Source organism: Ureibacillus sp. FSL K6-3587 (assembly GCF_038593165.1).
GTDB classification, from domain to species: Bacteria; Bacillota; Bacilli; order Bacillales_A; family Planococcaceae; genus Ureibacillus; species Ureibacillus suwonensis.
The window spans coordinates 1,464,530-1,483,285 of record NZ_CP151969.1; the positions used below are offsets into that span (position 1 = coordinate 1,464,530).

The following is an 18,756-nucleotide window of genomic DNA, read 5'->3' on the forward strand; positions in this document are numbered from 1 at the left end:
GCAACGATGGAAAATATCAATGAAATCCCGAGAGATCAAGGTATCGATCATAGCCTGACCCTGTTGAAAGAAGGATATGAATACATTTTAAACCGCAGAAAAAATTTGCAAACAGACATTTTCGAAACAAGAATATTGGGGAAGAAAGCGGTTTGTTTAGGGGGAAAAGAAGGAGCCCAATTGTTTTATGACCAATCAAAGTTTCAACGGCAAGATGCTTTTCCGAACCGGGTCGTCGAAACATTGTTTGGAAAAAATGCCGTTCAAACTCTTGATGGAGAAGCCCATCGCCATCGGAAAAAAATGTTTTTAAATGTCATGACGAAAGAAAAAGTAGATAATTTCTTGGACATTATGAAAATCGAATGGGAGAGGGCATTGGACGAGTGGAGTAAAAAAAATGAGATTGTCTTTTATGAAGAAATGAAAACTTTATTATGTAAAGCGGCTTTCAAATGGATCGGATATCCGCTTCATGAAGACAATGCAGAGACCTTTATGAATGAATTGGGGGCGATGTTTGAATCACCGGCCGCTTTTGGTCCGGAGCATTGGGCGGGAAGAAACAAAAGAAATCGAATGGAAAAAAAGATGGAGAAATTGGTGGAAAAAATCCGCTCTGACGAAGTGCAAGTACAGCAAGACTCCATCATGCATCAGTTCGTTTTTTATAAAGATTTGGACGGAAACGTGTTGGATGCCGAAACGGCCGCTGTTGAAATCATCAATATTTTACGTCCCGTGATTGCGATTTCCGTCTATATCAATTTCATTGTCATGGCATTGGCACAATATCCTCATGAAAGGGTAAAGCTGAAAAAGCACCCCGGTTATACCCCGCTTTTTATTCAAGAAGTCAGACGATTTTATCCATTTTTTCCTTTCGCTGCGGCAAAGGCGAAAAGCAGCTTTACATGGAACGGTTACGCAATTCAAGAGGGGACTTTGGTGCTGCTTGACATTTATGGGACAAACCACGATCCAAATTTATGGGACAACCCTGATGAATTTCAACCGGAGCGTTTTGCCAATTGGAAAGATGACCGGTTTAGCCTGATTCCCCAAGGAGGGGGAAATGTTGAAACCACACACCGGTGCCCGGGTGAACAATTGACCATCGAAACGATGGGAATGGCGCTGGATTATTTGATAAATAAAATGGATTATGAAGTGCCGGAACAGGATATGTATATTACAATGAATACGATTCCGAGCATTCCAAAAAGCAAAGTGATTTTGAAAGATGTGAAGCGGGTAAGGGAAAGTATTCATTAAGATGGACTGGGCTGTCTGAAAAGGGCCTTCTTTCAGGCAGCCTATATTTGTGCCATTGGCAATTGGAATCCCAGGAGGCCAGGAATCGAGATGATACAGAATAGCCCCACCCGGAGAAAATCCTGGGTGGGACTATCAAAATCATGTTCGGCCAAAAAGCACAGGGATAGCATGGATAATGTCCATCGGTGTGACTCCATAATTGGATGTTTCTTTTCCTAACTCCTCCGCGGCGGTTGCATGATAGTAGCTTGCGCTCAACATGGCTTTTAATGGATCTTTTTGTTGAGAAACCAGGGAGGCAATCAAACCTGTCAACACGTCCCCGCTGCCGCCTTTCCCTAATGCATCATTTCCATGGGGGTTGATCCAAAGCTCTCCCTTTGGTGTAGCAATGATTGGACGATGCCCTTTCAACAATAGATAAATGCCGTATGTGGATGCCAAATGTTTCGCGGTTTCAAGACGGCCCGCTTCAACTTCGGCAACAGTTTTTCCTGTTAAAGTCGCCATTTCTCCGGGGTGGGGAGTTGCAATAATATCGCCGCTATAATGTTGTAATTGATTCAAATGATTCTTCAGAAAATATAACCCATCCGCATCAACGATCAGCGTTTGCGTTGTCAGCTTTTCCAGCAATATTTGAATCATCGCATCGCCGTCACATTCTCTTCCCAATCCCGGACCGAAGACAATGGTTTTAAATTTGGAATAGTCTATGTTTTCAAGAGCCTTGCAATCTATCGAACCATTGGTATCCGGAAGCGGGAGGAAGAGACTTTCATGGCACGTTCCGGCAACCTGTGAATAAATCGTTTCCGGGATGGCAAGGGTGACAAGGCCGATGCCGGAATGGAAGGCTGCCTTCGCGGTATAAATAGGTGCCCCTACATAATATTTCGAACCGCCAATGATCAAACAATGGCCGAAAGTCCCCTTATGTCCATGTTTTACCCGTTTTGGCAGCGAAGTTTTCGCCGTTTCCGCATCCAACAGTTTTGGCAATGGCAATTGAAGGATTTCAACAATCGAATCGGGAACAGAAATATCAGCCACTTTCCATTCCCCGATCACTTTCGGTCCATCCCCGACGAAAAATCCGATTTTCGGCAGGGCAAAAGTGATGGTTTTTTTTGCTTTGATGGCGATATTCGCCACTTCCCCCGTGTTGCTGTTCAAACCTGAAGGAACATCTACACTGATTACATCTTTATGAGATTCATTCACCGCTTGAATGATTTCGTAAAAAGGGGAACGCACTTCACCCGAAACGCCTGTCCCAAGCATCGCATCAACAATCACATCCGCCGATTGAATATGGAAGAAGATGTCTTCTTCTCCGGCCCGATAAACATAAAGAGGCAACCGGCGATTTTGATACACTTGATAATGAATATGAGCGTCACCTTTCAACTTTTCCTCATTGCCGATAAAGCAAAGCGACACATCATATCCAAAGTCGATCAGACGTCTTGCAATAACAAAACCATCGCCGCCGTTGTTTCCTTGTCCCGATAAAACCAACACACGGGTATAGTTGGGGTAGTCGCGCAAAATCTCCTGCACGACCGCATTTCCCGCGTTCTCCATCAATACAACACCGGGCAGTCCCAACTGTTCCATTGTATAACGGTCCATGATTTGCATCGATTTTTGATCGGCAACATACATAATTTAATCCCCTTTTCATAAGATATTTTGAGATTCTTCCACTTTACTTAATTTTACAATAATCATTTTATCGGTAGTGTGAAACTTATGGGAAAGAACAGGAGTCTTATTATGATAGGTTTGACTAAGTGAAAGAAGAGCTTCATAATGAAAGAGTTAATGTAAAAATCAAGAATGAAGAGAACAAGGGGAAGAAAAAATGGAAACATGGATTCAGGGAATCATGGAGGATTTTGGATATATAGGCGTCTTCTTTTTAATTATGTTGGAAAACTTGTTTCCTCCAATACCATCAGAAGTCATTTTAACCTTTGGCGGCTTTATGACCACTTTTACGGATTTGACGGTGACAGGAGTCATTATCGCTTCAACCCTCGGGTCGGTAGCGGGGGGGATTATTTTATACGGTATTGGTTTGCTATTGGATGTAGAGCGTCTTGTCAAAATCGTTGATAAATACGGGCGCATTCTAAGATTAACAAGAAATGATGTTTATAAAGCGGATGCATGGTTTGACCATTACGGTTTTTGGACAGTCTTTTTCGGCCGGTTTGTGCCGGTCATCCGCAGTTTAATCTCCATTCCGGCTGGGATGAGCAACATGAAATTCTGGCTGTTCCTATTGCTGACGACATTAGGTACATTGATTTGGAACACGGTGCTGGTCCATGTGGGTGCCGCAGTTGGCGACAATTGGACGAAAATTGTTGAAGTGATGGATGTTTATTCAAATATCGCCTATGTTGTGATTGCCATTGCCTTTCTTTTATTTGTCTTCTGGTTCATCAGAAAAAAGCAGTTATTGAAAAAATAAGGATGGGAACGAGTGCCCATCCTTTTTGATTGGAACAAGGAGCTTGCTTTTGTCTTGAAAGCGAATGTCGCTCACCGTTTTTCATCCTTCCTTTTCCACCTGGTCTTTTGGAAGGAAAAATGCAACCAAAAGAATGGCCGGCAAGAGGGAAATAATTTTCATTGTCAAGTTGATTCCAATCGTATCAAGAAGCCAGCCAATCGCAACAGAACCGATTGCGCCCATTCCAAAGGCGAATCCGGTTGTCAGCCCCGCCATTGTTCCGATTTTCGATGGAACGAGTTCTTGTGCATAAACGACCGTAACGGAGAAGCTGATCATAATCAGCGTGCCGATGACAATGAGAAAAACGGGAACAAGCCAAAGGGGCATGTACGGAAGCAGCAAACATAAAGGAATCGGCACGACCACTGAAAGTAGAATCACATTTTTTCGGCCGATGCGATCGGAAAGGGATCCCCCAAAAAATGTCCCGACGACGCCAAAAGCCATAAAAATGAAGATGAAGATTTGGCCGATACGGGTAGTTAAATGATAGTGGTCTATTAAATAGAACACATAGTAATTTTGGATATTTGTTGTGTAAAAAGAACGGGCAAAAATGATGGTAAAGAGCAATAACAGAGCAATTCCCACCTGCTTTTTCGTTAAAGGCGGCAGGGAAGAGACCAGAATTTTCTTTTTCTTTTTATTCAACTTTTCCGCGCGCAATTGGCGTGCATACCATTTTGAAATGTTGAATAATAGAAATATACCGATGGCTACGAGAAGAAGGAGTACAGCCGCTCCCCGCTGCCCCAAAGCATTCAGAATAAAGGCGCCGATCAAAGGGGCAATGGCTTGTCCCGAATTGCCGCCCACCTGGTAAATGGATTGGGAAAGTCCCCGTTTGTTTCCGGCAGACATAAAGGAAACCCGGGACCCTTCCGGATGGAAAATGGCGGAACCAAATCCTAAAAAGATGGCCGCAATTAAGATGATGTAATATTGACCTGCGAACGCGAACATGCATAAACCGATGAAGACACTTATCATTCCGATCGGCAAAGCGTAAGGCATCGGCTTTTTATCGCTGATGAAGCCGACGATTGGTTGAAGGGTTGAAGAAACCATATTCAAAATGAACGTTATAAGCCCCAACTGTGTAAAAGTAAAACCTAAGTCTCTTGAAAGATAAGGGAACATGGCCGGCGCTATATTTTGGACCGTATCATTGATCAAATGTCCAAATGCGATGGCAATCATAATCGGATAAATGGGTGCTTGAGCATTTTTTTCCGCCAATGTAGTCACACCTTCTATCAAATTTCAAATCCGTTAATTTCCATTTTATATAAAAGTCCGTTCAAATGTGAACAATTTGCTTGCTTCCCAGCGATTTTGCGCTGTTTTGTAGAAAATTATACCGGGTGATGGAATACTTTAGTAAAACAAATCAAACAAAGGGGTACTTACTTGTGACAGCAAACCAGTATATGAATTGGAAACGAAATATCAGCATTTTTCTGGCGAGCCAAACGATATCGCTTTTTGGCTCTTCCATTGTCCAGTACGCCATCATGTGGTATATCACTTTGACGACCCAGTCGGGAGTCATGATGACGATTGGGATTCTTTGCGGATTTGTTCCCACCTTTTTATTATCGCCTTTTGCAGGGGTGTGGGCGGATCGGTATAACAGGAAAATATTAATTATCCTGTCCGATTCGGCGATTGCCCTTGCCACACTTATCCTGGCCATTTTCTTCCTGAGCGGTTATAAGTCTCTTTGGATGCTTTTTCTGATGTATATCATCCGATCGATTGGCACGGGTATCCAAACGCCGGCAGTAGGCGCCATATTGCCGCAAATTGTACCGGAAAAACAGTTGACAAAAGTGAACGGAATTAATGGAAGTATCCAGGCATTTGTCATGTTGGTTTCCCCAATGATCAGCGCGGCATTGCTTTCGATCACCACATTGGAAATGTTGTTTTTCATTGATGTGGTAACCGCTGCGATTGCGGTGGCAACATTATTGTTCTTTTTGCGGATCCCGCCGCATGAAAAAGCTTTGGAACAAGGGAAAGTTGGATATTTTGATGACTTTAAAAAAGGATTATCCTATATTAAAAACCATGCCTTTTTAAAAACTTTGTTCACTCTCTTTGCAATCTTTTTCGTTTTGGCGGCGCCGGTTTCCTTCCTTACGCCACTGCAAGTAACCCGCACCTTTGGGGGAGACGTTTGGCGGCTTTCGGCAATCGAAATTGCATTTTCTGTCGGCATGATGATTGGGGGAGCGGTCATTGCCGTATGGGGCGGATTTAAAAACAGAATGCATACCATGGCATTATCGAGCATTTTTCTTGCGGTTTGTACTTTATTGTTAGGGATTGTGCCAAACTTCTGGATTTATTTATGTATTATGGGAATAGCCGGTGTAGGAATGCCCCTGTTTAATACACCTACGACTGTATTGTTGCAGGAAAAAGTGGAGGGGGATTACTTGGGAAGGATATTCGGCGTGTTTTCGATGATTTCAACATCCATGATGCCATTGGGAATGCTTATATTCGGGCCGATAAGCGATTTGATTGACATCGAATTGTTATTAATTGGTACGGGCATTGCCATGCTGATGATCAGCTTCTTTTTAGTGGGCAATAAAGTGTTGGTGGAGGCAGGAAAACCAAAAGAAGAGAAATGAAAAGTGCGGCATTGCGCCGCACTTTTCATATTTATTAATAAGCCAAACCGTATAATGCTTTGATATGTGATAGGTAGCGTACGTGGCTTGCTTCTTTCATTAATGAAGCTGGCAGACCTTTTAATAAAATATTGTTGCTGCCGACTGTCGCTACGCCGTCTTTGCGTCCAAGGCTTGCAAGGGTACCGGAGTTCACTGGGCTGAACTCTTTTAATTTTTGCCCTTTAATTGTGGCATAAATGTTGTAACCTGCAAATTCACCCATTTGCCATGCGTTTTGGGCAGTAGGGGCATATAATGGACGGCCTCCTCCTTCAGGAAGCGCAACGGAAGCGTCACCAACCACGAATACATCCGGATGGGATTTGGAGCGTAAGTATTCGTCAATGATGGCTTTACCGCGGTCGCATTCAAGGCCGGATTCTTGTACGATTGGCAGAGCTGCTACACCGCCTGTCCATACAAACGTATTGGCTGTGATAGTTGAGCCGTCTTTTAATGAAATCACATTGCCTTCCACGCCTGTTACAGGAAGACCTGTCAAGAATTCAACGCCGCGGGCTTCCAAAGATTTTGTTGCACGTTCAATGAGTTCATCAGGCAATACCGGCAAAATTTTTGGACCTGCTTCAATCAATTTGATTTTTAATTCGCCAGGGTCTACGGCGTATTTAGCGCAAATGGTTGGAGCGTTATCGACGATTTCACCGACAAGTTCCACACCTGTTAGACCGCCGCCGCCAATGACGATGGTTGCATCCGCTTCGTCTTTTGTTTTCGCATAAGACGCAATTTTGTTTTCAATATGATTGTAGATTTTTTTGGCGTCATCAACGGATTTCAATACCATTGAATTTTCTTCCAAGCCTGGAATGCCGAAGAAACCGGTTTGGCTGCCAAGTGCCACAACTAAGTAGTCATAGGATAAAACAGAACCGTTTGCCAAGAATACTTCTTTATTTTCAACATTAAAGGATTTTACTTCTTGGATTACTGTTTCAATATTTTTGCCTTTAAATAATTTTTTTAATGGAAAGGAGATTGCTTTTTCTGAAATTGTTCCTCCGGCTAGGCGATGCAATTCAGTAATTAATTGATGATCGGGATATTTATTGACAACTGTTATTTTTGCTTCATCTTCATTTGCATATTTACGTAAAGTTAAGGCAGTTAATAAACCACCATAGCCAGCACCTAAGATGACGATGTGTTTTGACATATTATTCCTCCGTCCTTACTTTATTAAATGACAACCATTATTGATTTTTACGTTCAGCTGAAACTTCCAAGAAGGCGTTCGCAAAGCGTAAAAGTTTTTGAACTTCCGGATTTTTTAACAGTTTTAACACGCCGAACAAGCCGATTGATTCACTGGATTCATCAGCACGATCTTTGGCTTCAATGGCAGTCTGTGCCAAGTTTTTGACTGTGCCGACAACAGGTTCGGAAACTTCTTTGATTGCGTTCACTGTATCGCTTTTTAACACTTCATCTGTCGCCACTTGTTGCGCAAAATCGTAAGCTTTTGTAAGAAGTCCCACCAATTCAGCCAGCTTTGGGAGTTGTTCTACTAAATATGTCAAGGACTCTTGCACTTCAGGTTTTAATAACTGATCGAGTAAATCTTGCTTTTCCTTGTTTACAGCGGACTCAACTTGATTCACTAATTCTTCTGACATACCCATTCTCCTTTACTTATCTTTGTGCCCATCTAAAAACAACATTTGGGAAGAAAAAACTCAACATGAAACTATGTGAAACATTTAACAAAGTTTACTACAGTTTAAATATAATACAAAAATCCGTTAAATCAAGTGCTGTTTTTACAGAGGGCAATATTGTCTTCAACAAAAAGAAATGAAAACGTTTTCCTTTTTTATCACCTTTTTATAAAAAAGAAAAGCATATCGTTTTTTGAAAATTTATAAAATTATGCCAATTATATTGCGAAATTGTTGAGTTTTTTTGAACTTTATTTTTTCCATTAATTGAATTATACGCTTTATCTATTTTAATTTCTAATATTATTTTGTTATTTGTTTTTATAAATTGATAAATAACTATCATTTTTTATTATTATGTTTACACCCAAAAAATTTATGTTGTTGAAAAAGGAAAAAATTCAGCTGGGATGCTGAATTTTTTTGTTATAGGTATATTCACCATTGGTCGCTTCTATTAATGCTTTATTTTCAATCGGTATACGTATGGATAACATGATCAAGTTGAGAACGGTGAACACAATGGCTGTGAAGTAGGCTTGGAACATCATCGGCAATAGAATGATTTCACAACATACGACCAGGTAATTCGGGTGTTTGAAAAATGCATATGGTCCCGTTTTAATGGTTTTGGCCCCGGGCAGGACAATGATTTTTGTATTCCAAAACATCCCTAGTGATGATAAACACCAAACTCTCAAAGATTGCACCAGTAAGAAGAGGAACAATAGATAGCCAAAAAAAGGGGATATTGATCGTTCAAATACAATGACTTCCACTATGAGACTGATAAAGAAACCGGCATGGAGCAAGATCATGAACGGATAATGGGAAGCCCCCACTTCGTATGCACCAAGTTTCCGCATTTGTTTTTCATTCCGTTTTGCGATAATCAATTCGCTGATTCTTTGCAAAATGACGAAGGAGATGGTAAAAATAAAAATCTGCAACTTAATCCCTCCATTGGAGCAGTACGGCTTCCCCGCTAAATCCGGGTCCCAGAGCGACCAGTAAACCGTATGCCCCGGCTTTACCCGCAATTTTCATATATTCATCCAAAACGTATAATACGGTCGGTGAAGACATATTGCCGTTTTCTTGCAGAACTTTTTTGGAAAGGGCGGTATGGTTTTCGCTCAGTTGAAGCGCATCCTGATAGGCAAGCAGCACTTTCTTTCCCCCGGGATGAGCGATGAAATGTTCCAGATCTTTTAATGAAACGCCTGCTTCGTTGAAAAATGATTGAATAAACGGCCCAAGCCAATTTGAAATAATTGTCGGGATATCTTTTGAAAAGATGACATGAAAACCATCATTTTTTATATCCCATCCCATTACATTTTCTGAATCGGGCATCCATTTTGAAGCCGTTCGCAGAATATAGGGGATCTGTTTCCGGGTTTCCACTTCCGCTTCATCGCCGCAGACCAAAGCGCAAGCGGCACCGTCCGCGAAAAGGGAAGCTCCGACCAGGTTGCTTTTTGAATAATCGTTGCGCTGAAAGGTGAGGCTGCATAATTCGACGCAGACAACGAGCACTTTTTCTTTGGGATGGGCAAGGCAATAATCAAATGCCCTACTGATGCCGGATGCGCCTCCCACACAGCCGAGCCCCCAAATCGGCAACCGTTTGATCCGGTCGGAAAATTTCAGTTTGTTCATGATGCGTGCATCAATGCTGGGAGTGGAAATGCCGGTGCTGGATACAAAAAAGATGGCGTCAATTTCTTCCGTCGATATCGGCCGATTCAAAAAGATTTCATTCTGAAGGCAATTTTGAATCGCCTTCACGCTATATTCCACCGCAATTTGAATATATAATTCATTCCGTTCTTCAAAGGTATGTTCTACTTTGTGCCATTCCAACGGCACGCAAAAATGCCGGGTCTTGATTTCCCCATTTTCAAACACTTTTAATAGCCTTTCTAATCGGGGAATTTTATTTTGAAATAATGCCTTTGTAAACTGCTCAATTTCATGCTGATGGAGAGTGTATTGTGGTTTATGGGTGCTGACCGAAACAATTTTAGGCATTTGTGACCTTCCTTTTTTTATCTATCATTTCCAGGCGGTTGACCGGTTATGCAAAATCATGAAGCGCCTTTTTTACGCTTCTTTTTCTTTGCGTTTTTCATTTAATGAAAAAGTTTTTTGCAATAACTCTAAATATAGTAAAAAATAATCGATGCAATCTTTTACGAGTTCAGTATATGAGGAGAATTCCGGTCCCTTTTGATAATGTAGATAGTCATTTTTTAAGACTTCCAATAATTTTTTTGAGAATAAGTGGATATTGGTTGAATGGAATTTTTCCAAGCAGTGGATGAGACTGCTGAACAGCACCGTATCTTCCGAATCCGGGTGCTCAATGATTACAATGTCTTTTACAAGAACTTCAAGGGATTTGATATAACCGAAAAAGGCGATATCATGATTGCCGTGCAATTCCGCATGTACGGATTGGGTATATAAATTTTGAAATTTTTTTGATGTGTTTTGAATCAGGGATTCGTTTCGAAAGGTGTATTCAGGAATCGTAAATAAATATTGATTTTGGGCATTGCTCAATGCCTCGCATTTATTGACGACAAAATAATCGTTTCTGCAGGAAGGGCAAGTCAACGATAACACTTGGATATGAAAACTTTTATTTTCAAACCGGTAAGTGTTTTCGACCGTTGGATGAATATCCAAATTGCAGTGAGGGCATTTGTTCAGGATTATGTATTCTCGATTGTCATAATGGTATTTAGTTTTTGTTAATTTGTTCTCCTTTTTTTGCATCATCAGGGCAAATCTCCTTTATGTGCAGTTGGTGGCATTTTCTTCAACTATTCTTTCCAAATAATTAAAAAATCATTCAAATTTTATAAAAAAATGGAAAAAAACCGCTCCGACTATTCGGAACGGCTTTTCATCAAGTTTATATTAATTTTCCTCCAAATAATGAATAACGGCGTCTCTCAAAAATTCCGCCGCCCCTCCACCTTTTTTGTCGTAGTAGGCTTTAAAACGGTCGTCTGCCACATACATTTCCACCAATCCGCGATGGGCCTCTTTTGAATAAGAGGACCAAGTGTAAGTGAGCCATTGTTTATGTTTTGCGGCCAGTTCCCGGGCAAGAGGGGAAGCAGGGTCACCCGTTCTCTTAGCCTTTTCCAACAGATCAAGAATTTCTTCTGCCAGTTGTTTGAATGCCTCAAAGTCTTCTTTTGACATATTGCGGAATTTATTATTGGACCCGTTGACTGCATCGTCGCCGTACTTTTGACGGATTTCTCCGCCGTATTTTTGTTCATTTTCTTCTATTAACCGCTCTTTGAAAGCTTCAAATTTTTCTTCATTATTCATTGTCATCTCTCCTTTTTCATGGGCGATCGTTTTTTTCACAGAATCGATCAAGTTGTCCAGTCGGGATCTCTTTTTCATCAGCTGTGCCAAGTGGCTTTCCAAAGCTTTGAGTGAATCAAAGTTTGGGTCATTCATGATGGAAAGAATTGTTTCAATACTGACGCCCAATTCCCGGAAAAATAAAATTTGTTGCAACCGGTCGACTTCTTCTTGGCCATAAATCCGGTAGCCGGAGCTGTTGATTCTTTTCGGTTTCAATAAGTTGATTTCATCGTAGTATCGCAACGTTCTTGTACTGATTCCTGCCAATTTCGCTAATTGGCTGATCGTGTATTCCATTGAAATCCCTCCTGACAATCTCATCTTAAAGGTTGACGCAACGTAAAGGTCAATAGAAAAATCAAAATAATGAAGAAAAACTGGCTACAAAATTCAGCATGGATTATATTTAAATTTGTAGTGAAGGAATGAAAGGTTGTCGAAAATGGAAAATAAAGATTTAAAAATTGTGAAGCAGCCAAAATATCAAAAGATTGCCGCCGATATCGCCTCCAAAATTGTAGAAGGCAAATATACCATTGGTGAAAAAATTTACGCCAGATCTTCCCTTGCCAGCCAGTACGGGGTTTCAGCGGAGACGGCAAGAAGAGCAATCGCTGTTCTTCAGGATTTGGAGATTGTGGAAGCGACAAAGGGCAGCGGTGTTGTCATCAAGTCTTACGAAAAAGCGGCAAATTTTATAAAACAATTTTTGGATGTAGAATCCATTCATCAAATTCAGTTGGAGATGTTTGAAAGCATCAATCGGCAAAAGAAAGAACTTGAAAATTTGAAAGAGATTACCGAAAGATTGGTCAGCCGTACGGAACGATTTCGTTCAATCAATCCTTTTGTTCCTTTCCATATTGAAATAAAAGGGGATTCTCCGCACTTGTCCAAGACCATTGGAGAAATCAACTTTTGGCACCACACAATGGCAACCATTGTCGGTATCCGCAGAGGGGAAGAATTGATTATTTCCCCAGGCCCCTATGCGACCATCGAGATGGATGATGTAATTTATTTCATTGGTAATGATGAATGCTTGGAAAGGGTTCAAAAATTTCTGTTTCCTAATTAAAAAAGGCTTACAAAAGCAATTTCGAGCTTTTGTGAGCCTTTTCTATTATTTTTTTGCAGTTTTTGAGATTGATAATTTGACTAAAGTAACAACTTATTGTTATCATAGAGTTGTTACTTTTTCCGGTAGCTGGTTTGCTGAGAGGTGATGAACATGGAAAAAATTAAAGTGGAACATGTGACGAAAATATTCGGAAAACATGTAAATGCTGCTCTAAAACTTGTAAAACAGAAAAAGAGCAAGACGGAAATATTGAACGAAACCGGTGCGACAATCGGAGTGTACGATGCAAATTTCACGGTGAATGAAGGTGAGATATTTGTCATCATGGGACTTTCCGGAAGCGGTAAGTCGACATTGATCCGTTTGTTAAACCGGTTGATTGATCCTACAAGCGGGAACATCTATATCGATGGTCAAAATATATCGAAACTGAATAAGAAGGAATTGAGAAACATCCGGAGAGAGAAAATGAGCATGGTATTCCAGAACTTCGGTTTATTTCCCCATCGAACGATTTTGCAAAATACGGAATATGGCCTCGAAGTGAAGGGAGTACCAAAAGAGGAAAGACGATTGAAAGCAGAAAAGGCTTTAGACAATGCCGGTTTATTGGCTTATAAGGACCAGTATCCAAGTCAATTGTCAGGCGGTATGCAACAGAGGGTCGGTCTTGCAAGAGCCCTTGCAAATGATCCAGACATATTATTGATGGATGAAGCTTTTTCTGCTCTCGATCCACTCATTCGGAAAGAAATGCAGGATGAATTGTTAGAACTGCAACAAAAAATGAAAAAGACGATTGTCTTTATTACCCACGACTTAAATGAAGCTCTTAGAATAGGGGATCGCATTGCATTGATGAAGGATGGACAAATCATCCAAATTGGAACAGGAGAAGAAATATTGACAAATCCGGCAAACGATTATGTTCGAAGCTTCACGGAAGATGTGGATCGTTCAAAAGTGTTGACGGTGGAAAACGCCATGATACGGCCTGTGTCCATCAATATTGAAACGGACGGTCCAAAAGTCGCTTTACAGCTGATGAGGGAGGAAAAAGTGAGCGTCATTTTGGCTGTTGATAAGCAAAGAAATTTCAAAGGTTATATTACAGCTAGTGATGCTCACGAAGCTTCAAAACGGGGTGAAAAGCATCTTCATGGAATATTGAGGCAAGATATGTTGACCGTTTCACCAGATACGTTGATCCAAGATGTATTAGGTCCGATTTCCGATTCTCCGACTCCGATCGCTGTTGTAAAGGACGGCAAACTCTTGGGCGTATTGATAAGAGGCGTCGTGATTGAAGCATTATCTTCATCGAACGGAAGTGGAGGTGTTGACGATGAATAAAATGTTGGATTCGATTCCTTCACTCCCGATTGCCGATTGGATTGAAACGTTGATGGATTGGCTGACGGAAAATTTTGCATCCATGTTCAGTTTCATTCAAAAAACGGGCAAGAATTCAATGGAATCCTTTACTGATTTATTGTTATATATTCCACCCATTGTATTTATCTTGATTGTTGCAATCATCGCATTTTTTGCGACGAAAAAAAAATTTGGTTTAGCTGTATTTTCGGTTGTAGGTTTGCTGTTTATTTATAATCAGGGGCTTTGGAAAGAATTGATGAACACCGTTACATTGGTGGTATTTTCAAGTGTGATCGCCATTCTGATCGGCATTCCCATTGGCATTTTCATGTCAAAAAGCAGAGTGGCGGACAACATCATTAAACCGATTTTGGATTTCATGCAAACCATGCCGGGGTTTGTATATTTGATTCCGGCTGTCGCCTTTTTCGGCATTGGGGTCGTTCCGGGGGTGTTTGCATCGGTCATATTCGCATTGCCGCCGACGGTAAGATTTACGAATTTGGGGATTCGCCAAGTGCCGAAAGAGCTGGAAGAAGCGGCGGATTCCTATGGAAGCACGGGATGGCAGAAGCTGTTCAAGTTGGAACTTCCATTGGCCAAATCGACCATTATGGCAGGGATCAATCAAACGGTGCTTTTATCATTATCGATGGTCGTAATTGCATCGATGATCGGTGCACCTGGATTGGGCCGCGATGTGCTTTCCGCATTGCAAAGGGCACAAGTTGGAAACGGATTTGTTGCGGGAATTAGTCTGGTGATTTTTGCTATTATCATTGACCGTTTAACGCAAAGCTTGAATAAAAAGAAATACTGATCAGGGAGGAAGATTTTTATGAAAATAAGGAAGCTCATGTTAATTGTTTTTGCAATAGGCCTCCTATTGGCCGCATGTGGGGGAAATGAGGGTGAAGGCACTTCCAAAAAGGAAGAGAAAGCCATCAACTTGGCCTATGTCGAGTGGGATTCGGAAATTGCATCCACCCATGTGATCGGAAAAGTGTTGGAGGATTTAGGTTATGATGTAACACTGACACCATTGGACAACGCCATTATGTGGGAAGCGGTTGCCAATGGGGAAGCCGATGCATCCGTAGCGGCTTGGCTACCGGTGACCCATGGTGCCCAATATGAAGAATATAAAGAGGATATTGTCGACTTGGGGGAAAACTTGACAGGTGCCAAAATCGGATTGGTGGTTCCATCCCAATGTCATCAACTTAATGTTACATTTAATGGAAAATAATATTTAATTTAACTTTTATAAAATTAGGTAATAAGCCTCTTGTAATTTTAAAAAGGACACCAAAATCGTTTTAGAAGCCAATTTTTGGTTAATAAAACGAGGATGGTGGTTTTTTTGAAAACAAAAAGTACTTTTTTAGGGGCAATTGAGATTACTCGAAAGTTGCTGAATGATGTGATGTTTATGCTTGAATCTCGGACAAAAGAAACGTATTTTACACGAAAAGAAAAGAAGTTAAATTTTAAAAATACTATTCTATTTAGCTTAAACTTTGTTAAAAAGAGCCTCCAAATTGAACTTGACGACTTTTTCGACAAATTTAATTTATCAGAAATTAGTATTTCCAAACAAGGCTATTCAGCCGCACGAAAAAAGATTTCTCCTCTCGCTTTTGTAAAACTTACAAAAGCGATTGTGAATTGGTATTATGAAGAAAATTCCTTTAAAACTTATCGTGGATTTAGACTTTGCGCAATCGATGGAAGTGTGCTCCAAATTCCTGATACTGAGGAGCTTCGAAATTATTTTGGGTATGGAAAAAATCATAAGACAAGTTATGCAAGAGCTAGTGCCTCTTGTATTTACGATCTTGAGAATGGAATCATTATTACTTCTAGAATCAATCCATATAAGGTAGCTGAGCGAGATAGTGCAAAGGATATGATTGAAGAACTCGTACAAATTGGATTAAAAAATGATCTTTTTTTATTTGATCGAGGGTATCCATCGAGAGATTTTATTGCCTATTTAGATGCCCTTGGTATCAAATATGTGATGCGATGTCAAAAAAATACGATAAAGGAAATTGTCGAAGCGAAAGATGCTGATCAAAACATTCATATAATACATAGGAAACAAGTGATTACTGCTCGTGTAGTTAGATTCCCACTGGATTCTGGCACGGAAGAAATACTTGTCACAAATTTAACCGAGGAAGAGTTTGATATCTCTGAGTTTAAATCTCTTTATTTTAAACGCTGGGGAATTGAAACAGAATATAATGATGTGAAAAATAAAATCGAAATAGAAAATTTCACGGGTAGTTCGAAAATCGCAATTGAACAAGATTTCTATGCATCAATATATTTATCGAATATGGTCAGTTTATTGAGAAATGATGCCAATGAAACAATTAATGAGGAGAGTAAGAAAAAAAGACGAAAACATGATTATCAAGTAAACACAAATATCTTAATAGGAAAATTAAAGGATAGGATGGTTCACTTATTATTAGAAGATTGTCCAATCAAAAGAGAGAGAATGTTTACAAAAATCATGAAAGTGATTATAAGAAATAAGACACCTATTCGGTCTGGGAGAAGCTACCCACGAAGGAATGGTCTGTTCTCAACAAAGTATCCCCTAAACCAAAAAAGGTGTCTATAAACAAAACATAGGATAAATATAACCTATTTGTTTATTAAATGTAAATAAATTAGGGGCTTAAAAAAATAAAAATTTAAGCCCCGGGCATCCTATTGCCTTTTTTAGCCGATTTTAGAAAATTATCAACACTTTGTAGGTTGAATAGTATTTTTAAAAGTAGACAGCCAGATGGTTGCCTACTAACTGTAAATTATTGGTTGAATAAGTTTCTGACATTGGGTTCCATCCTATATGGATGATGTCAATTCGATTGAAGATTTATCAAAACATGCAAATATGCAAATCACTGGAATCGAATCGGGTGCCGGTGTGATGCAGGCAACGGAAAGAGCCCTTCAAGAATATGCCAATTTAAAGGACTGGGAATTGGTTCCATCATCATCAGGTGCGATGGCGGTCGCTTTGGGAGAAGCGATCAAAAAGGACGAAGAGATTGTTGTAACTGGATGGACGCCTCACTGGAAATTTGCAAAATACGATTTGAAATATTTGGATGATCCAAAAGGGGTATTTGGCGGGGAAGAATCCATTCATACCTTTGTGAGAAAAGGGTTGGAAGAAGACATGCCGGAAGCTTATCAAGTGTTGGACAAGTTCCACTGGACAACCGATGATATGGAAGCGGTCATGCTTGATATATCGAATGGCATGAGTCCGGAAGAAGCAGCGGGCAAATGGGTGGAAGAAAATGCGGAAAAAGTCGCTGAATGGACGTCAGGAAATAAATAAGGGAAAGAATTTCAAAAAGAGCGGATGAAGCGTTTCATTCGCTCTTTTGGTGCGCCCGGCATGTACATGAACTATAGGGTGTAAGTCCCGAACCCCGAAGACAGAAGTAGAGGTTAGCCAAGAGCAAGGGTGTCCGTGGTGACGCGGAATCTGAAGGAAGCTGGAGGCAAAACACCGGTCCGAGGAACACGAACCTCATATAAGGCTAGGTATGATTGAGTGAGTTTGCCAAACAAAACAAAGCTCTTTCTGTCGAAGGTCATATCGAGTAAATGAGGCGGATAGATGGTGTGAAAGTGCATGTACTTACCCGGGGAGGTCTGGCGGATAGGTGAAATACGCTTCATAACCTACTTAGTGATAAGTAGCTGAACCGTCAGAAGTCAGCAGAGGTCATAGTATTAGTTGGTTTAGAACTACTAAGAAGGACCGAACAATTAAGAGAGAATAGCCCTTGGCATTCAGTGAGTCATGATGAACACAGAAAACGTAGTACCTCACTTGAGGAAGGAAGCGGTGAATCCCGTGGGAGACCTCTTGGAGGGTGGAGTGACCACTGGCATAAAGAGAACAGCTATTCACGGAAGTTATAAAGACTTGCGTCAATCATCTTAATTGAACCGCCGTATACGGAACCGTACGTACGGTGGTGTGAGAGGACGGGAGTTAATCACTCCCTCCTACTCGATTATGGGAGGAAGAATATTTATTTGGGAAGGTTGAGAGTTCCCCACGGATGTTTGGTCCTTATACAAGGAATTCTGCATTCATTGTTGTGAATGAAAAATAAGCAGGCTGCCTGGAAAGCGAATTTTCCGGGCAGCCCGTTTTCATTTTCCGTTTTCATCATATCCAACTACGGTCCAAATGCCTGATTCCTCTTGCCGAATGAGCCTTTTTAAATAAACGGTATGGATATTTGTATCTGGATCATTTACTTCTACAATCGCCACTTCATTATCGCTGTGAAGCAATTTTAAATTGTTCAGTTCAATTGGATACTCCCCTTCAATGCCGCTTGGCGAAATTTGCAGGCTGACGAACACTTGGGTTGTTGCAACAGGATCGAGCCTCCAAGGGGAATGCCCTTTATCGACGCTTTTTTGAGTGTTTTTTTCCACTTCTACATTATATTGAACTTCCACTTGAGGAGAAATTTCCTTCGCTGATACCGGAAACATGATGTTTTCGTATATTCCAACACTTTCCAATTCAAAGGTCAGCTCCGTTGATTCTAAGTAGGCCGGAATTGCATTGTAATCCATGATTTCCACAGTGAAAACCTCCGTCCTTGTATTGGATGATTTCTAGTTTCCAGAGAACGAAACATTGAATAAACATTTTTACATTGATTCTGGATTTTAGCTTTA

The 18,756-nt window shown here is 40.7% G+C and carries 17 protein-coding genes and 2 pseudogenes; 10 read left to right on the forward strand and 9 right to left on the reverse strand.

What is annotated here, in order from left to right; all coding sequences use genetic code 11:
• Nucleotides 1-6 precede the first annotated feature (6 nt).
• The gene (locus tag NSS77_RS07210; protein ID WP_342470989.1) at nucleotides 7-1,275 is read left to right on the forward strand and encodes a cytochrome P450; all 1,269 of its coding nucleotides are present in this window, start codon (nucleotides 7-9) and stop codon (nucleotides 1,273-1,275) included.
• Nucleotides 1,276-1,416: 141 nt separating this feature from the next.
• Here NSS77_RS07210 and NSS77_RS07215 read toward each other — a convergent pair whose 3' ends face one another.
• Nucleotides 1,417-2,946, reverse strand: coding sequence for an NAD(P)H-hydrate dehydratase (locus NSS77_RS07215; RefSeq protein ID WP_342470990.1), 1,530 nt, complete (start codon nucleotides 2,944-2,946; stop codon nucleotides 1,417-1,419).
• Between the two features lie 199 nt (nucleotides 2,947-3,145).
• On the opposite strand from NSS77_RS07215, the gene NSS77_RS07220 reads away from it, so the two are divergent.
• Nucleotides 3,146-3,760, forward strand: coding sequence for a DedA family protein (locus NSS77_RS07220; RefSeq protein ID WP_342470991.1), 615 nt, complete (start codon nucleotides 3,146-3,148; stop codon nucleotides 3,758-3,760).
• 81 nt (nucleotides 3,761-3,841) lie between these two features.
• On the opposite strand, the gene NSS77_RS07225 is transcribed toward NSS77_RS07220, so the two are convergent.
• Complete coding sequence (locus tag NSS77_RS07225) at nucleotides 3,842-5,005, reverse strand: MFS transporter (protein WP_342471219.1); 1,164 nt, start codon at nucleotides 5,003-5,005, stop codon at nucleotides 3,842-3,844.
• A 230-nt stretch (nucleotides 5,006-5,235) separates the two neighbouring features.
• Here NSS77_RS07225 and NSS77_RS07230 point away from each other — a divergent pair, with 230 nt between their 5' ends.
• A complete protein-coding gene (locus NSS77_RS07230) occupies nucleotides 5,236-6,450 on the forward strand; it encodes an MFS transporter (RefSeq protein WP_342471220.1) in 1,215 nt (404 codons plus the stop codon).
• A gap of 34 nt (nucleotides 6,451-6,484) precedes the next feature.
• Here NSS77_RS07230 and NSS77_RS07235 read toward each other — a convergent pair whose 3' ends face one another.
• From NSS77_RS07235 to NSS77_RS07260, 6 genes are all read right to left on the reverse strand, one after another.
• Complete coding sequence (locus tag NSS77_RS07235) at nucleotides 6,485-7,669, reverse strand: NAD(P)/FAD-dependent oxidoreductase (RefSeq protein ID WP_342470992.1); 1,185 nt, start codon at nucleotides 7,667-7,669, stop codon at nucleotides 6,485-6,487.
• Nucleotides 7,670-7,706: 37 nt separating this feature from the next.
• Nucleotides 7,707-8,129, reverse strand: a complete 423-nt coding sequence (locus NSS77_RS07240) for a DUF1641 domain-containing protein (protein WP_342470993.1) — start codon at nucleotides 8,127-8,129, stop codon at nucleotides 7,707-7,709.
• Nucleotides 8,130-8,572: 443 nt separating this feature from the next.
• A complete protein-coding gene (locus NSS77_RS07245; protein WP_342470994.1) occupies nucleotides 8,573-9,121 on the reverse strand; it encodes an isoprenylcysteine carboxylmethyltransferase family protein in 549 nt (182 codons plus the stop codon).
• A gap of 1 nt (nucleotide 9,122) precedes the next feature.
• Nucleotides 9,123-10,205 carry a 3-oxoacyl-[acyl-carrier-protein] synthase III C-terminal domain-containing protein gene (locus NSS77_RS07250; protein WP_342470995.1) on the reverse strand — a complete coding sequence of 361 codons (1,083 nt, stop codon included), beginning with the start codon at nucleotides 10,203-10,205 and terminating at the stop codon, nucleotides 9,123-9,125.
• Nucleotides 10,206-10,277: 72 nt separating this feature from the next.
• Nucleotides 10,278-10,958 (reverse strand): hypothetical protein, encoded by a 681-nt coding sequence (locus NSS77_RS07255; protein WP_342470996.1) that lies wholly within the window; start codon nucleotides 10,956-10,958, stop codon nucleotides 10,278-10,280.
• 141 nt (nucleotides 10,959-11,099) lie between these two features.
• Nucleotides 11,100-11,861, reverse strand: a complete 762-nt coding sequence (locus tag NSS77_RS07260) for a MerR family transcriptional regulator (RefSeq protein ID WP_342470997.1) — start codon at nucleotides 11,859-11,861, stop codon at nucleotides 11,100-11,102.
• A gap of 145 nt (nucleotides 11,862-12,006) precedes the next feature.
• On the opposite strand from NSS77_RS07260, the gene NSS77_RS07265 reads away from it, so the two are divergent.
• The 7 genes and pseudogenes from NSS77_RS07265 to NSS77_RS07295 all read left to right on the forward strand — a co-directional run bounded on the left by NSS77_RS07265 (nucleotide 12,007) and on the right by NSS77_RS07295 (nucleotide 18,001).
• Entirely contained in the window at nucleotides 12,007-12,642 is a 636-nt protein-coding gene (locus tag NSS77_RS07265; RefSeq protein ID WP_342470998.1) for a GntR family transcriptional regulator, read from the forward strand.
• A 153-nt stretch (nucleotides 12,643-12,795) separates the two neighbouring features.
• Nucleotides 12,796-13,998 carry a glycine betaine/L-proline ABC transporter ATP-binding protein gene (locus tag NSS77_RS07270; protein ID WP_342470999.1) on the forward strand — a complete coding sequence of 401 codons (1,203 nt, stop codon included), beginning with the start codon at nucleotides 12,796-12,798 and terminating at the stop codon, nucleotides 13,996-13,998.
• Nucleotides 13,991-14,842: a proline/glycine betaine ABC transporter permease gene (locus NSS77_RS07275; RefSeq protein ID WP_342471000.1), complete on the forward strand. Its 852-nt coding sequence runs from the start codon at nucleotides 13,991-13,993 to the stop codon at nucleotides 14,840-14,842. Before NSS77_RS07270 ends, NSS77_RS07275 begins: the two co-directional genes overlap by 8 nt.
• Nucleotides 14,843-14,860: 18 nt before the next feature.
• Nucleotides 14,861-15,232, forward strand: a pseudogene (locus NSS77_RS07280) (glycine betaine ABC transporter substrate-binding protein); the annotation flags it as partial.
• Between the two features lie 144 nt (nucleotides 15,233-15,376).
• The gene (locus NSS77_RS07285; RefSeq protein ID WP_342471212.1) at nucleotides 15,377-16,657 is read left to right on the forward strand and encodes an IS4 family transposase; all 1,281 of its coding nucleotides are present in this window, start codon (nucleotides 15,377-15,379) and stop codon (nucleotides 16,655-16,657) included.
• A 219-nt stretch (nucleotides 16,658-16,876) separates the two neighbouring features.
• A pseudogene (locus tag NSS77_RS07290) lies at nucleotides 16,877-17,386 on the forward strand (glycine betaine ABC transporter substrate-binding protein); the annotation flags it as partial.
• 471 nt (nucleotides 17,387-17,857) lie between these two features.
• A complete protein-coding gene (locus NSS77_RS07295; RefSeq protein WP_172597779.1) occupies nucleotides 17,858-18,001 on the forward strand; it encodes a hypothetical protein in 144 nt (47 codons plus the stop codon).
• Nucleotides 18,002-18,216: 215 nt separating this feature from the next.
• Here the strand turns inward: NSS77_RS07295 and NSS77_RS07300 are convergent, their stop codons facing one another.
• Entirely contained in the window at nucleotides 18,217-18,660 is a 444-nt protein-coding gene (locus NSS77_RS07300; protein ID WP_342471001.1) for a hypothetical protein, read from the reverse strand.
• Nucleotides 18,661-18,756: the final 96 nt, after the last annotated feature.

Bases quoted from the DNA above. Each gene is read 5' to 3' on its own strand.
- NSS77_RS07270 (WP_342470999.1), top strand. From the start codon at position 12,796: ATGGAAAAAATTAAAGTGGAACATGTGACGAAAATATTCGGAAAACAT.
- NSS77_RS07265 (WP_342470998.1), top strand. From the start codon at position 12,007: ATGGAAAATAAAGATTTAAAAATTGTGAAGCAGCCAAAATATCAAAAG.
- NSS77_RS07260 (WP_342470997.1), bottom strand. From the start codon at position 11,861: ATGGAATACACGATCAGCCAATTAGCGAAATTGGCAGGAATCAGTACA.
- NSS77_RS07210 (WP_342470989.1), top strand. From the start codon at position 7: ATGGAAAATATCAATGAAATCCCGAGAGATCAAGGTATCGATCATAGC.
- NSS77_RS07240 (WP_342470993.1), bottom strand. From the start codon at position 8,129: ATGTCAGAAGAATTAGTGAATCAAGTTGAGTCCGCTGTAAACAAGGAA.
- NSS77_RS07215 (WP_342470990.1), bottom strand. From the start codon at position 2,946: ATGTATGTTGCCGATCAAAAATCGATGCAAATCATGGACCGTTATACA.
- NSS77_RS07220 (WP_342470991.1), top strand. From the start codon at position 3,146: ATGGAAACATGGATTCAGGGAATCATGGAGGATTTTGGATATATAGGC.
- NSS77_RS07235 (WP_342470992.1), bottom strand. From the start codon at position 7,669: ATGTCAAAACACATCGTCATCTTAGGTGCTGGCTATGGTGGTTTATTA.
- NSS77_RS07295 (WP_172597779.1), top strand. From the start codon at position 17,858: ATGATGAACACAGAAAACGTAGTACCTCACTTGAGGAAGGAAGCGGTG.
- NSS77_RS07255 (WP_342470996.1), bottom strand. From the start codon at position 10,958: ATGATGCAAAAAAAGGAGAACAAATTAACAAAAACTAAATACCATTAT.
- NSS77_RS07230 (WP_342471220.1), top strand. From the start codon at position 5,236: ATGAATTGGAAACGAAATATCAGCATTTTTCTGGCGAGCCAAACGATA.
- NSS77_RS07275 (WP_342471000.1), top strand. From the start codon at position 13,991: ATGAATAAAATGTTGGATTCGATTCCTTCACTCCCGATTGCCGATTGG.
- NSS77_RS07225 (WP_342471219.1), bottom strand. From the start codon at position 5,005: ATGATTGCCATCGCATTTGGACATTTGATCAATGATACGGTCCAAAAT.
- NSS77_RS07250 (WP_342470995.1), bottom strand. From the start codon at position 10,205: ATGCCTAAAATTGTTTCGGTCAGCACCCATAAACCACAATACACTCTC.